This window comes from Gimesia alba, from assembly GCF_007744675.1.
Classification (GTDB): domain Bacteria; phylum Planctomycetota; class Planctomycetia; order Planctomycetales; family Planctomycetaceae; genus Gimesia; species Gimesia alba.
Genome location: NZ_CP036269.1, coordinates 6,003,325 through 6,016,934, shown reverse-complemented (window position 1 = coordinate 6,016,934; position 13,610 = coordinate 6,003,325). Strand labels below are relative to the sequence as shown.

The 13,610-nt window shown below is 51.9% G+C and carries 12 protein-coding genes; 4 read left to right on the top strand and 8 right to left on the bottom strand.

Annotated features, from left to right (window positions below; all coding sequences use genetic code 11):
* Positions 1 to 281: 281 nt before the first annotated feature.
* Together hisG and Pan241w_RS22280 are read left to right on the top strand one after the other, a co-directional pair.
* A complete protein-coding gene (gene hisG, locus Pan241w_RS22285; protein WP_145220100.1) occupies positions 282 to 1,160 on the top strand; it encodes an ATP phosphoribosyltransferase in 879 nt (292 codons plus the stop codon).
* 41 nt (positions 1,161 to 1,201) lie between these two features.
* Complete coding sequence (locus tag Pan241w_RS22280; RefSeq protein WP_145220098.1) at positions 1,202 to 1,846, top strand: amino acid kinase family protein; 645 nt, start codon at positions 1,202 to 1,204, stop codon at positions 1,844 to 1,846.
* Here the strand turns inward: Pan241w_RS22280 and Pan241w_RS22275 are convergent.
* The 4 genes from Pan241w_RS22275 to tadA all read right to left on the bottom strand — a co-directional run bounded on the left by Pan241w_RS22275 (position 1,783) and on the right by tadA (position 4,654).
* Positions 1,783 to 2,676 carry a phosphatidate cytidylyltransferase gene (locus Pan241w_RS22275; protein ID WP_145220096.1) on the bottom strand — a complete coding sequence of 298 codons (894 nt, stop codon included), beginning with the start codon at positions 2,674 to 2,676 and terminating at the stop codon, positions 1,783 to 1,785. The genes Pan241w_RS22280 and Pan241w_RS22275 overlap by 64 nt on opposite strands.
* 6 nt (positions 2,677 to 2,682) lie before the next feature.
* The gene (locus tag Pan241w_RS22270) at positions 2,683 to 3,435 is read right to left on the bottom strand and encodes an isoprenyl transferase (protein WP_145220094.1); all 753 of its coding nucleotides are present in this window, start codon (positions 3,433 to 3,435) and stop codon (positions 2,683 to 2,685) included.
* Between the two features lie 225 nt (positions 3,436 to 3,660).
* Positions 3,661 to 3,861, bottom strand: a complete 201-nt coding sequence (locus Pan241w_RS22265; RefSeq protein ID WP_145220092.1) for a carbon storage regulator — start codon at positions 3,859 to 3,861, stop codon at positions 3,661 to 3,663.
* Positions 3,862 to 4,138: 277 nt separating this feature from the next.
* On the bottom strand, positions 4,139 to 4,654 hold the full coding sequence (gene tadA, locus Pan241w_RS22260) for a tRNA adenosine(34) deaminase TadA (protein ID WP_145220090.1): 516 nt from the start codon (positions 4,652 to 4,654) through the stop codon (positions 4,139 to 4,141).
* Between the two features lie 260 nt (positions 4,655 to 4,914).
* On the opposite strand from tadA, the gene Pan241w_RS22255 reads away from it, so the two are divergent.
* Positions 4,915 to 6,345 carry a right-handed parallel beta-helix repeat-containing protein gene (locus Pan241w_RS22255; protein WP_145220088.1) on the top strand — a complete coding sequence of 477 codons (1,431 nt, stop codon included), beginning with the start codon at positions 4,915 to 4,917 and terminating at the stop codon, positions 6,343 to 6,345.
* A gap of 166 nt (positions 6,346 to 6,511) precedes the next feature.
* Positions 6,512 to 8,038, top strand: coding sequence for a hypothetical protein (locus tag Pan241w_RS22250; RefSeq protein WP_198000083.1), 1,527 nt, complete (start codon positions 6,512 to 6,514; stop codon positions 8,036 to 8,038).
* Positions 8,039 to 8,108: 70 nt separating this feature from the next.
* On the opposite strand, the gene Pan241w_RS22245 is transcribed toward Pan241w_RS22250, so the two are convergent.
* The 4 genes from Pan241w_RS22245 to Pan241w_RS22230 form a co-directional block, all read right to left on the bottom strand.
* Positions 8,109 to 9,164: a DUF6268 family outer membrane beta-barrel protein gene (locus Pan241w_RS22245; protein ID WP_145220086.1), complete on the bottom strand. Its 1,056-nt coding sequence runs from the start codon at positions 9,162 to 9,164 to the stop codon at positions 8,109 to 8,111.
* Between the two features lie 264 nt (positions 9,165 to 9,428).
* The gene (locus Pan241w_RS22240) at positions 9,429 to 10,247 is read right to left on the bottom strand and encodes a hypothetical protein (protein ID WP_145220083.1); all 819 of its coding nucleotides are present in this window, start codon (positions 10,245 to 10,247) and stop codon (positions 9,429 to 9,431) included.
* Between the two features lie 478 nt (positions 10,248 to 10,725).
* Complete coding sequence (locus Pan241w_RS22235) at positions 10,726 to 11,328, bottom strand: golvesin C-terminal-like domain-containing protein (protein ID WP_145220081.1); 603 nt, start codon at positions 11,326 to 11,328, stop codon at positions 10,726 to 10,728.
* 415 nt (positions 11,329 to 11,743) lie between these two features.
* Positions 11,744 to 13,594 (bottom strand): polyprenyl synthetase family protein, encoded by a 1,851-nt coding sequence (locus tag Pan241w_RS22230; protein WP_145220079.1) that lies wholly within the window; start codon positions 13,592 to 13,594, stop codon positions 11,744 to 11,746.
* Between the last annotated feature and the right edge of the window lie 16 nt (positions 13,595 to 13,610).

Below are 13,610 nucleotides of genomic sequence, written 5' to 3'. Positions count from 1 at the left end.
GTATATCCTGAGTCGATGTCTGCACGATCCTAGAGAAACTCCGCGCTTGATGGAAGCCCACAGATTGGGAATTTCTACGAACATTCTCGTTCCGGACTACTGGAATTGGGGTTTTTGAGCTGTTAGAGTACGCGCAGGGAACCATTGTGCGGCAGTCGTGTCCTGCAGACGCACATGCATCTAACAGGCTTGTGGTGTCTGCTTCAGGCAGACCCATGAACATAAACCGTTAATATTATACACATTACGCACCAAACTAACGCATTCAGAAAACCAAAACCATGTCTGAGAAGGTCTTAAAGCTCGGTATTCCCGCGGGAAGCTTACAGGAATCGACGGCGGAATTGTTCAAACGCGCCGGCTACGTCATCAAATTTTCATCCCGCTCGTATTATCCCTCGATCGACGATGAAGAAATCGAATGTTTACTGATCCGGGCTCAGGAAATGGCCCGCTATGTCGATCAGGGCATTCTGGACGCCGGGATTACCGGACATGACTGGATTCTGGAAACGGGCGCCGATGTGCATGAAATTTGTGAACTGATCTTCTCGAAAGTCAGCCGCCGCCCGGTTCGCTGGGTGCTGTGCGTGCCCGAAGACTCGCCGATCCAATCTGTCAAAGACCTAGAAGGCAAACGGATCGCCACGGAAGTCGTCGGCATGACCGAGCGCTATCTGGAACAGCATGGCGTCAAAGCCAAAGTGGAATTTTCCTGGGGGGCGACCGAAGTCAAGCCACCCAAGTTGGCCGATGCGATTGTGGAAGTGACCGAAACCGGTTCTTCGCTGCGTGCGAATAATCTGCGGATCGTGGAAGAGTTGATGCAGAGCACAACCCGCTTCATTGCCAATAAACAATCGTTCGAAGATCCCTGGAAGCGCGAGAAGCTTGAGAACATCGCGATGATGCTCGAATCCTGTCTGGCCGCAGAAGGCAAGGTTTGCCTGTTGATGAACGTGGAACGTGCGGATCTCGAAAAAGTGCTCGATCTGCTGCCCGCATTACAGAAGCCCACTGTTTCGTCGCTGTCCGATCCCGACTGGGTTGCCATCAGCACGATTATTGACGAGACCGTTGTGCGGACGATTGTTCCCAAACTGAAAGCCGCCGGCGCGTGTGGTTTGGTGGAATATCAGATTTCCAAAATCATCGACTGATGTGTGGTTCAAAGTAGCTCGGGCAGAAACAGGAGTGCCCAATGTGCGTCTCCGTGATCAAAGTCGGCGGCAGTCTGTTTGACTTGCCCGATCTATGCACCCGGTTGCAACGAGTATTGGACCACCTGGAAAACGCAACGCCTCTGATTGTTTGCGGAGGCGGAACAGCCGCAGATCTGGTGCGCGACTGGGACCGAAGACATCACCTGGGGGAATCGAAATCGCACTGGCTGGCGATTCAAGCCATGATGCTGAATGAGCGTCTGTTGTGTGCGCTGCTGCCCGATGCGAGTCTGGTGTCCTCTCCTTCAGCAGCGGCCCAGGTCTGGAACGCGGGCCGCACTCCCGTGCTTTGTGCGTACGAGTACTTAACACAGACGTCGTCTTCTGATTTCGCAACTCTGCCAGAGTCTTGGGATGTGACCAGCGATTCGATTGCGGCCTGGATTACACTCACCTGGCCGGCCGACGAACTGATTCTATTGAAATCGGTTGAATTTCCGTCAGGACAGAGTGTGTGTGAACTCACCGAAAACGGGTTTGTAGACGCCTATCTGCCACAACTCGCCAATTCACTCCCGCAGTTACGCTGGTGTAACCTGCGTGCCGATGAAGAATTGTTTCAATTAGAAACAGTAATCAGCGGCAAAAATTTCCAGAGCAGGAATGCGACCGGGCCGGCGTAAAGCGGGCTGTCCAGCAGGTCCAAGAGACCCCCAAAGCCGGGCAAGAGTTCGGCGGAGTCTTTTTTACCGACGTCCCGTTTAATAAGCGATTCACACAAGTCGCCTACCAGACCGACAACGCCGATGATCGCGCCGAACAGAATCGACCAGTACCAGGCAGGCGCCGACCAGTTTGCGTTGAACAGCGAAGGCGTGAACTGGAGCCAGAGAAATGCCCCCAGAGCGGCACCCAAAATCGCTCCGACACCGCCGACCTGCGTTTTTCCAGGGCTGAGGCGTGGTATCAGTTTGGTTTTTCCCCATAAGCGGCCGAAGGTGTAGCCGCCGATGTCTCCCATTTTAGCGCTGATGATGAGCGAGCCAAGTGCCAGGTAGCCGGTTTCAGGACCGATGACCCAGCGCAGCTGGGCCAGCATGGCGAGCAAAAAGCCGACGTAGGAAACAGAGAGAATTTCTGCACCAATTCGTTCCATGCTCTGCCCGGGTTCCCGAAACCCGGTCGCTTCCACCAGAAAAATGACGATGATCGCAATCGCAAACGTGACTGACATCAGTGCCAGGGACATGATTTGTGGCTGCGACTCCCCCCAGGTATACGGAATCCAGGCAACAGCACAAATCAGAAATGACCAGCGAGAAACCATCGAGAAACGGGGCGCCAGATTGCGCACCGTCAACAGGCTCGTCATTTCATAACTCCCCCGGATGGCCAGCAGTAAACATAGCCCCAACAGATAAGGAGCGCCGCTGCCGGCACGTTGATCGAGGTAGAACAATCCGAACAGCAGGGGAATCAGGATTGCAGAGACAAGTAACCGCCAGCCCAGCATGCTGCGTTATCCTTTCAACCCACCGAAGCGGCGGTCGCGGGCGGCGAAGTCACGCAGTGCCTGCCAGTAATCAGAAACAGAGAAGTCCGGCCAATAGGTATCGGTGACCCACAGTTCGGCATAACTGATCTGCCACAACAGAAAATTGCTGACCCGCATTTCACCAGCGGTGCGAATGACGAGATCGGGATCGGGCATGCCGGCGGTATAAAGGTGCGATGAAATGACCTCTTCGTCGATCTCGTCTGCTTTGAGATTTCCCTGTTCGACTTCGGAGACGATCGATTTCACCGCGTCCACGATTTCGGATCGACTGCCATAATTGAGTGCCAGGCAGAGTTGCATGCCGGTATTTTCCTGGCTCTCATGAATCGTTTTATCGACTTCGGCGAGGACATCCTTGGGAAGATCGCTACGTCGACCAATGGTCGTGAAGCGAATATTTTGCCGCATGATTTCTTCCCGTTCACCGATGACAAACTTTTTCAAGAGTTGCATCAACAGGTTTAATTCCAATGCGGGCCGTTTCCAGTTCTCGCTGCTCAGGCAGTACAGTGTCAATTGTTCGATGCCTAGCCGCGTGGATTCTTCCACGACCGTGCGAACACTGTTGACGCCCTGGCGGTGTCCTTCGATGCGTGGAAAACCGCGACGCGACGCCCACCGGCCATTGCCATCCATGATAATGGCAATATGTCTCGGTAGCTGTCGGGACTCTAAGCCGAGCGATTCCCCATCCTGTTCCGATATGGCGGGCACAATTTGCCTCACAGTGATTGATAGATTGAACGACGTATTTGCCTGATTTTAGCAGGCTTCACAATAAAAAGCCGAGAGAAAAATCTCCTGACACGTCTATTGTGAGACATTCTCGCAAAAACGCCAAGGCTTGCGCGGCGAGAAAGCGCCGCTTCTTTAGAGAATGACTGGGGGATATTCCCCAGTTCAGATCATCTACAGTAGTTTCTGTTCTGAGAGGGGAAATTACCCGCCGATTTGAACAGATTCAAGTTCCTCAGCCTCAACAGACTGGTCCAGGTAGACAACCTTTTCCCAGTAGGCAGGTTCCGCCCCGGGAGTTTCAATCGACAGTTTTACACGATCCCCAAATACTTCAAGCACTTTAACAACCGTATGTTCCCCGATGAGGATACTCTCATTCGCTTCACGAGAGATAATATGCATTCGCTCGCCTCAAAGATATTTCAGAAATGAATCTGTAGAATTGTGAAAAGTTATTGTAAGACACATTTTGTCAAACTGCTGACAGAAGGACAAGCTGAAACGAATCAAAAAATAAAACGATTTTTAAGGAGCTTTCTTTTCCCCGAAAATCACTTGACAAATTCCATTTCATCATATCGTGATTATTTCATGCGTCTCAAAAATGCGCAAGATCTGAACCAGTTCGGAAGTGATTTCATTCACGTGCGCGCAAAGAAAAAAACGATTCACACTCACGTTACTTTTTTCCTTCCGCCCGTTTTTGACGAAAGAATTCCTGCAGAATCGTGCGGCACTCTTCCTGCATCACTCCGCTGATGACTGTGCTTTGGTGATTCAATCTTGTGTCGCTGGTGATTTGAAATAACGAGTGACAGGCGCCCGCTTTTTCATCGGGCGTGCCATAGATGACCAGCGGAATGCGGGACTGAATAATCGCGCCGGCACACATCGGACAAGGTTCGAGTGTGACATACAAAATACAGTCGGACAGCCGCCATGAACCGAGCGATTCAGCGGCTTGCGTAATGGCAATCATCTCGGCATGTGCTGTCGGGTCGCTTAATGTTTCGCGTTGATTATGCGCGGCGGCAATGATCCGATCCTGATGCACAATCACAGCGCCGACCGGTACTTCGTCTTCTTCAAATGCGGCGCGTGCTTCGTCATAAGCAAACCGCATCCAGCGCGTATGCAGCTGAAGTAAGTCCCGGTCACCGGGCGAAAATTCGGGGTTGTCAGGTCGGTCGATCATCTTTTTTACGGTTCTTTATATATGTTTCTTTAAGAAAGAAGATTCATCATTTCAGCACAAGATAAACCACATCAGCCCGGAAAGAAAGTCGCGATGAGTCATTATCCGGCTTGAAAATCTGATTCTCGTGCTTGATCTGGGTCTCGCCCAGTTCAATCAATCAGTGGCTTCCGATTTGAGATTCTTCAGCCGTTCTGCTTACAATGGGGCTTGCAGTGAATCACTCAGAACTTCAACCATTTCAGTCAAGGTATCTCCCTATGCGCGGCATCCTGATCAGTTTCTCAACGCTTTTGGTCATCGGCTTCCTGGTGATTTCTTCGCAACCCGGTAATTCACAAAACAACGACGCGCCGGCTAATGTGACAGCAACGCCGTCCGTCAAAACGTTTGGTGCGACCGGAGATGGGAAAACAGATGACACAGACGCCATCCAGCGCGCCGTCGATTCCGGGCAGGGGCAGATCACATTCCCCAAAGGCGTCTATCGCATCACGAAAACGATCAGCATCGATCTGGATCAACTGGGGCCGACTTCTGTCAGTTCGGATGGCACCGCCACGATCATCATGGCGGGCGCGGGGCCCGCGTTCCGCTTCATCGGCACCCATGAAGGAACCGCCAGCCCGAAGACAGTCAAAGAAAATGTCTGGTTGAAACAACGTTCTCCGCTCGTGGACGGCCTGGAAATTGTGGGCGATCATCCGGAAGCCTGCGGCATCGAAGCGACGGGAACGATGCAGATCACACTCACTCGTCTCACGATCCGCCGCGCGCTGCATGGGATTCATTTTGTCAAACGCAATCGGAATCTGATCGTTTCCAACTGTCACATTTATCAGAACCGCGGTGCGGGTATCTTTTACGATCACGTCAACATTCATCAGTCCAATATCGTTGGTTGCCACATTTCCTATAACGCCGGCGGCGGTGTCGTGGTCCGCAAAGGGGACATTCGCAACATTCATATCGGCACGTGTGATATTGAAGGCAATATGGGAGACGAGAACTCGGAACCGACGGCGAATGTACTGATCGATTCAGAAGGGGCCTCGGTCGGGGAAATCGCGATCGTCGGCAACACGATTCAACACGATCATTTTGCCCCCGGTTCCGCTAACATCCGCATCAACGAACATGCCCGCATCCGCCCGCATTCCGAAGAATACCGCGACGGGAACATCACCATCGCCGACAATGTCCTCTCCGATGTGCAAACCAATATTGAAGTCACCAGCGCCCGTGGAGTGACGATTACCGGCAATACGATGTGGAAAGGCTACACGCATAACATGCGCATTGACGACTGCCGCAATATTGTCATTTCGAATAATGTGCTGGATCGCAACCCCCGTTATCACTACGCCGATGGCAGCACCGCGAAAGTCGGCATGCTGTTGACCAACTGCGATGGCTGTACCATCAGCGGCAACCATATTAACGGTACGGGGGACGAAACGGCCGCTTTGGAAATTCGAGATTCCCGTCGCATGAATGTGACGAACTGCACGATCCTCGATTATGCCAAAGAGGGACTGCTACTGAAAAACGTGTCCGACAGCCGCGTCTCCGATTGTCTGATTCGCAGCGATCTACCGAACAGCGAAACCGCACACTCGATCAAAGTCAGCGGCGGCAAAGACAATCAGATCGTCGATAACGTCTTCGGCAATCAGAAGCAGCTTGAGTAAAAGGCGCCAGGAACCGAAAAATCTGATGGAGCGCACCCAATCACGATTTTTCGTAGAACGTGAATTTCTTAACTTTCTTCAGTAGCGACCCGTTTTGGATTCTGTTTTAATAAAATGAGACCGTTTCCTCACGTTTCCCACCCCCAATTGAGATCGAGTTTTCGCCATGAATGCACTCTCCCTTTCTTTCAAAGCAGTCACACTTTCATGCCTGTTATTCGTATCGGCGTTTAGTTTTGCCGCGGATGTACCGCAGGTTAAAGTTGGTTTTGCCGAGCGGGACATCACGCCCGAGATCGGCATGGAGCAGCCCGGCGGTTATGGAAAATCGTTTCATCGCTCGTTTCACGATCCCTGTAAAACGCGGGCGGCTGTGTTTGATAACGGCAAGAATGTGGTTGCCGTCGTGAGTCTGGACGCGCTGTTTATCCGCCGCGTTACCGTCGACGAAATCCGCAAACGTGTGGAAGCTAAATGCAAGATTCCGGCGAATTCGATTCTGCTGCACGCCACGCATTCGCACTCGTCAGGACCGATGGGCATGATCCTGCCCGGCGAATACGATCACGCTTCCGAGTTCGTGCAGGAGCTGGCATATGAAAAATCATCGACGGGAGATCCCGCGTACCTGGAAACCGTCGTCGATCAAAGTGTCGAAGCTATTTGTGAAGCATACAATAAACGGAACGCCTCTTTGTGTGGTGCCGGCGTGGGTATTGAGGAGCAAGTCGCCTTCAACCGCCGGTTCTTCATGCGAAACGGATTGACCTTCACCCACCCGCGGCCCGGCAATCCTGATATCGTCAAACCCGCGGGGCCCGTTGATCCGGAAGTCGGTGTGATCGGCGTTTGGGATGAACAGGGACAGCTCAAAGGGTGTATCGTGAATTTTGTTTGTCATGCGACCACGAACCCCGGCGGCATCTCGGCGAACTATATCTATTATGTCGAACAGGTCATTCGCGGCGTGTTCGGGAAAGATGCGGTCCTGGTTTTTCTGGCAGGTGCCTCCGGCGATGTGACGCAGGTCGATAACCTGTCGAAGTTTCAGCGGCGTCCGAGTGAAGAATCGGCCCGTTTTGTCGGCGGTCGCGTGGGAGCGGAAGCAGTGAAAGTGCTGCTGTCGATGCCCCGTGGCAACTTTGAAACCATCGCCAGTAAAACGACAATGCTGCAAATTCCCCGTCGCAAACCGACGCCCGGACATATCAAAGAAGCCATCGAGATTGTGAAAGCAGGGCCCGCCAAGTCAAATGCCACCGACTGGGTCTTTGCTAAAGAGACGGTGCTGCTGGATGCTCGTCTCGAAAAAGAACCGGTAGCCGATGTGGAAGTGCAGGCGGTACAACTTGGACCTGTGGTCTTACTGACCGACCCTGCGGAATTTTTCTGCCAGCTCGGTTTAGACATCAAAGAAGGAAGTCCGTTTCCGATCACGTTTCCGGTCTCGCTGGCGAACGGCTGCGTTGGGTATGTGCCGACCAAAGAAGCCTTCGACAAAAACGGCGGCGGTTATGAAACCCGTCTGACTGGCTACAGCAATTTGATCATCACCGCCGGCCCGCAGATGGTCGACACCGCGGTGGAACTTTCGAAACAGCTAACACCTGATAAACTGCCCCAGCGGCCTGCGGCGCCGGTATTTAAGAATAACCCCTGGGCCTATGGCAGTCTGGCACCGCAGCTGGATTAGTTTCAGAGATTTTGTTTTTTGCTACCACGAAAAGCACGAAAGCACACGAAAAGCGTAATAAATGATCTGTCTAAAAACGGATTCCTGATCGCAGTAAGAGTGTGTTATCAATTTTGACGTCAGGCGCGTTGTTGTCAAATTCAAACTTTCGGCCGAAGACGTAGCCGATTTCTACATTCACCCTCGTGCCACTGGGACGAAAGGTTCCCGGCTTTTTTGGAGGAGTGGATTCCCATCCCAAAACGAATCTCCACTCGCGGTAGTTGAGGCGTTCTCCCACTCCGTTGGCGCGCCGGTAGGCCCAGGTGCCTCCTGAAAAGCCGCCACCGACATAGGCCCAATGCTGGCGCTGTTCTGTCGCCGACAAGAGCAGAGAGATTCTTGGGCTGGGAAGCATTAAATCGACCTTGAGTGAAGGTCTTGGCTGCCAGATCGCCCCCAGGACCGGCAGAACCGGAACATCATTTTGGCCGGTGGCAAGCGCCCCGAAGGCAAAGTTCCAGGTTTCATTAGGTTGATACATGGCAAACATGCCGCCTCGAATCTGCCAGGCAGTACTGCTGGTATTATTCATGTCCGACGCGAATGCACCATTGAGCGTATAGCGGGACATCCATTTTTCATTGATCCGGCGCATCCATGACATACCAAACGAAAATTCATTCAGGCTGTGAGGTAAATCCAGAGCCTCGGGGGCGTCGATCTGCGTGAATGAATAACCCAGGTTAATGAACGGAGGCGGAGGCCCGAAAATCGGGTAGACCGGTATTTTGATTGATAAGTCATAAGAACTGATTCCCACCCCATTCACCTTCGGTTCCCATTCGGCCGAGCTGTCAATCCTGGGCTTCATGAGTGATTTCAGGTCAAGCGGTTGTTCTAAAGAAGGCGGTTCATCAAGATTAGCTGCGAATGGTTCTTCTACTGGTGGAACGACGCCATCCAGTGGGAGGCCATCTTCCACACGTAAGCTGCGGTCGGTTGGTAAGAAGCCTGCCAAAACTGTTTCCAGCTGTTTTGATGGGACACCGATGGCCGGCGTTTCAGTCTGCGCATGCAGGGGCTGCTGAATACCGAGAGCGTATCCGATCAAAGAGAACATTAAACAGAGACGTAGCGAGAACATCTGTCGTCCGTGACATCAGTTTTTTGGTAAGAAGGAGAACGGAATGAGATTAGAGAGAGGGGTTGAACGCGAAATGTCTCAACTTATTGCTTTATAGTACGATCCTGATATTTGATCGAAGAATTATTTTATTTTGTCATATTTACAATACAAATCCTGCTCGCTGACAAAACGTACAACCTCTTTAGCTCTCTTCTTTTTTCCTACCACGAACAACTCGAAATCACACGAAAAAAACGGTGTCTAACGCCGTATTGTAAATTGTTACCACTCGCGCCATTCATCAACCAGGGGTTCATCCGGAGAATCCAGCGCGCCCAGACCGCAGGCATGCACGATTGCCTCGAATTCGTCACAGATATCTTCACGCTCCAGTGTCTCGATAAAATTGTGTTCGGCGTCGAGTGCATTGAACGCTTCGATACAGTTCTCCAACACTTCCAGTCGCGCTTCCTCGCTCGCTGATTCTCCGAGCGCGATCAACTCATTGATGGCGTCGAGCATGATCTTGCGGGAGGCCTCGAGTGTTTTTTTCGGAACATGTTCCCAATGGGGAAAGAACGTATGCTTCGCGAGATCCTGCAGCTTGACTTGTTCTAAATAACCTTGATGCTCATTTTCGTCCTGTGCAGACTGCTCGGCTTCCTCTTGCTCTTTGATCGCATCTTCCGCCAGTACCGCTTCGCGATCATGATCCCACCGCCACTGCTTCAAGGACTGGATTCTCATCGACTCCCATGAAGTATAACCAGTACAATGTATGGCAGCTTCCTCATCCGTGGGCTCGATCGTGCCAATCGGAATAAACGAGTCAGGCACTGCTTCAGTCACCCAGCCCATTTCAGCTCGATTGTTCCATGCATGATGCGTTAGTTTCAAAATCGGTCTTAGCTCCGGATTATCCGCAGAGGGTACCTCGGAGCCGATCCAGGTAGAACAGGCAATCAGGACCGCTTCGACTTTGGTATCGATTTGGTTCACACCATCAGAGAGCACGCGGCACACGGAATACCGCCCATCATCCAATTGAAACGCAAACGCCTCTCCAGCAGCTGGAAATACGACTTTCTTTTTACGGCCCATTCGCTTGCTCTCCTGATGTTTAAAGTTTTGTTATTGGATGACACCTTTCGCTGTGGATTGATTGTAGAAACCCTTAAAGGAATTCGAGCTTCAGTAATATCATTATCAGGAAAAAGAAATTCTGCAACGAAAATATTATTTATCTGTGTTGGTCAGAGTGAGTAAGAAACCTTCTGGCCAGACGACTACGGGACCATCGGCTTCTGAGCATTTTCGTGCATTTCCTGGTAGAAAAGTATGGGGACTGTGTGGCACCGTTGGCTTGCCCAACGGTGAATGGGAGACCGTTCCCAGTCATATTCAATTAGGGAATGTGTTACTGTGAGATTAGTAGCGTTCTCTAAGACCTCCTGTTGCCTGCGGCAATCCCGAATGCATTCGGGACCATCCCTTTCTGGTCATTTTTGTGCTTTTCGTAGTCGTTAAAAAAGACTGAAAAACGGCGGCTAGCGCCGAGCCGTTCATGGTTAGAGGCGTGTTAATTGCCTCGATACAAAAACTGCACCGCGTCCGCGATCACATATTTACCGTCGGTACCTGCGTTGGAGATTTTGACCCAGCCCGACTTTCCCTTATGGAAACGAAACACGCCCAGCGTGCGGAACAGTTTCTGATGTTCGGGAATCTTCTGCTGATTGATGCGAATCGTTTTTTCGCCGTCGGCATGATGAATCGTGACTGGCGTATTGGTGGATCTGCGAATGTTGTAACAGTGTGCGAGCCGGACTTCGTAACGACCTGCTTTGGGGAGCTCTGGCGTAAAGATGACCGCTTTCTCACCTTTTCCCTTTTTCTGATCGTGCAGATAACCGAGACCAACGTAAGGGGGCGTATGCGTGGAATATTGCCACGTGCCGATCAGCTTTGCCTGGGTCTCGTCAACAACAATACCCTGCATCTTTGCCGGGTCCGCGACGATGAAGGGGACCAGTTCCGGTTTGTCAACTTCGCCGGGAGCATGGGTATTCGCGACAGCATCGGGATGCGGCTTAAGCTTTGCTGTTGGCTCTGTCGTCGACGCAGATCTCACGGAGACCAACAACATCACCAGAATGATTAAGATGGAAGTAATACGGTCCATAAAGCATACATCCTGATTGGTCATTTGATCCTGAAATTGATTTTAATCACGGGAACCTCCTGTTGCCCATTCATTTTTCGTGTGCTTTCGTGCTTTTCGTGGTAGTAAGAAATATGATTTTGTGTGGCACTGTTGGCTTGCCAACAGTGAATCGATTTTCGCACTGAAATCAAAATGTAGGGGTCGACCCGTTATATCGACATGTCTTTTGTGCTGGCGTTTGAATTAGCTCAATTCCCCTCGAAAGAGTAATTCATCGTCGGCAATCGCCAGGCGGGCTGACACATGGGTCATCCCCTACTTTCTGGAATCTGACCGAGAGCAACCTATGTGACGACACTGTCGGACAAGCCGAGCAGTGGCACACCGGATTGGTTTCTGGTGCCGTTGAAATAGAGCGTTACAATTAAATCTATCAGGAAATCGGTTGTGGCATCAGGACTTTGGGTTCTGGTTTTGCTTCCGGGGTTTCTTCTGCCAGGACGGTTTCGCAGAAGAACTTCAACAGTTGTTTGAAGTCTTCGTTGTCCACGCTTTCGGCCAGTTCTTCAGCCCGGGCCCGTGATTTATCGACCAGTGCTTCGGCTTTTGTGAACACGTCGCAGTCCTGATAGATTTTACGTAAGCGGCCGATTCGCATGCCATCGGACGGATTGCCTTGCAGAATGTCTTTGAGGTCGGCAGTCTGCTGCTCGTCTGCCGTCTGCAGTGCGAGTGCCAGCAGTAACGTGGGCCGCATCGCAAGGGCATCCTGACCGGTAATTAGTTTGTTATTGTCGTCGCCGTTCCAGTCTTTGAGGTCGTTTAGAATCTGGAACCCAACGCCAATATGTCGCGAGAAGGATGAGATCAGTTCTTCATACTGCCCGACCGAACCCGTCATGCGAATGCCGGCGTACAAGGCGGCTTCGAAGGCGGGGGACGTTTTCAATGCGTAAATCTGTAACGCGTCAATCGGAGCCAGTTCGAACGTTTCGCTTTCCTGCCACGCCATTTCGGCGCCCTGTCCTTCGCAGAGTTTCAGATGGGCGGCGGCCATGCGTTCGACTAAATCGGCGGCGGCTTCCGCACCGATGTCGGCACGGGCTTCGTTCAGCAGGCGATAGCCGATGCCGATCAGATAGTCACCCAGGTTAATGGCCATGCCGGTGCCATGCTGGCGGTGCAGGGTTTCGCGACCGTAGCGGTATTGATCGTCGTCTTCAATGTCATCGTGAATCAATGACGCTTTGTGGAAGACTTCAATGGCCATCGCGGCTTTCTGTACGCCCAGCGGATAGGTCTGGCTTTCTTCTTTTGAATCGGTTGACGATTGCTGTGCTTTCATCAACGCGTCGTAGGCGGCCAGTGTGATGAAGGGACGGAAACGCTTTCCGCCATGCTTCAGCCAGTCGTAAGCGATGGCCTCGGTTTTGCCGAGAGGTGTTTGGGCGGCGGCTTCTGTTTTGGTTCTTAAGGGGGGCAGGATCTCGTCGAAGTTGTCTTCGAACAGAGAATTGGCGGCACGCATGGTCGGCAGATAACTGCGGGTCAGCGGCTCTTCCAGCGGACGGTACTCTTCGAGTACTTCCCAGATCCAGGGCTCATCCATCTTTGTATTTTTGCAGTCACCGGAATGCAGGGGCACCGCGTAGGAGGGCACGCCGGCAATCAGGACTTTATCAATCGATTTTTCCAGGACGTTCAGGCAGGCCACTCCCAGAATTCCATCGACGTAACCGCCGACGATAATTTTGAGCACGACCGGCGAACCTTCGGCCACGAGGACTTTGTAGCCCAGCTTTTCGGCTCTGACTTTGTAGTCCGCAATCGAGCAGGCGCCGCACTTTTCACAGTCCAGTCCAAACTCGTCGTATTCCGCAGGACAGCCTTCGGCATGTTTCAGACAGTGCGGCAGGAGTAACAAACGTCGCTCAAAGGGGATCGCCAGGAACTGCCGCTTCCAGAAGAAGTTGCCGATCAGCACCATCATGAAGCCCAGAAATTTCTCGGGCTGGTTCATCTGGTCCAGTAGTTCGCGCGACCATTTTTCCAATGTGGTTTTGGTAAACGGATTGGAACAGTCCAGGAACTCCACGAACTTTTCCGCTTCGGCCTTCATCTCTTCGCGCAGCGCAAGCGTCTCAGGAACCGCTTTGAGGTGACTGGTGCTCTGACGTTTTCTTTTGACCGGTTTCTTTTCTGCCGAAGAGTCTGCTGCTGACTTCGCTGAGCCGGCGGCAGTTTGATCTTCAGAGCTTTCCTGATCTAAAGGCGCAATGGACACGGAAGACTCCTCTATA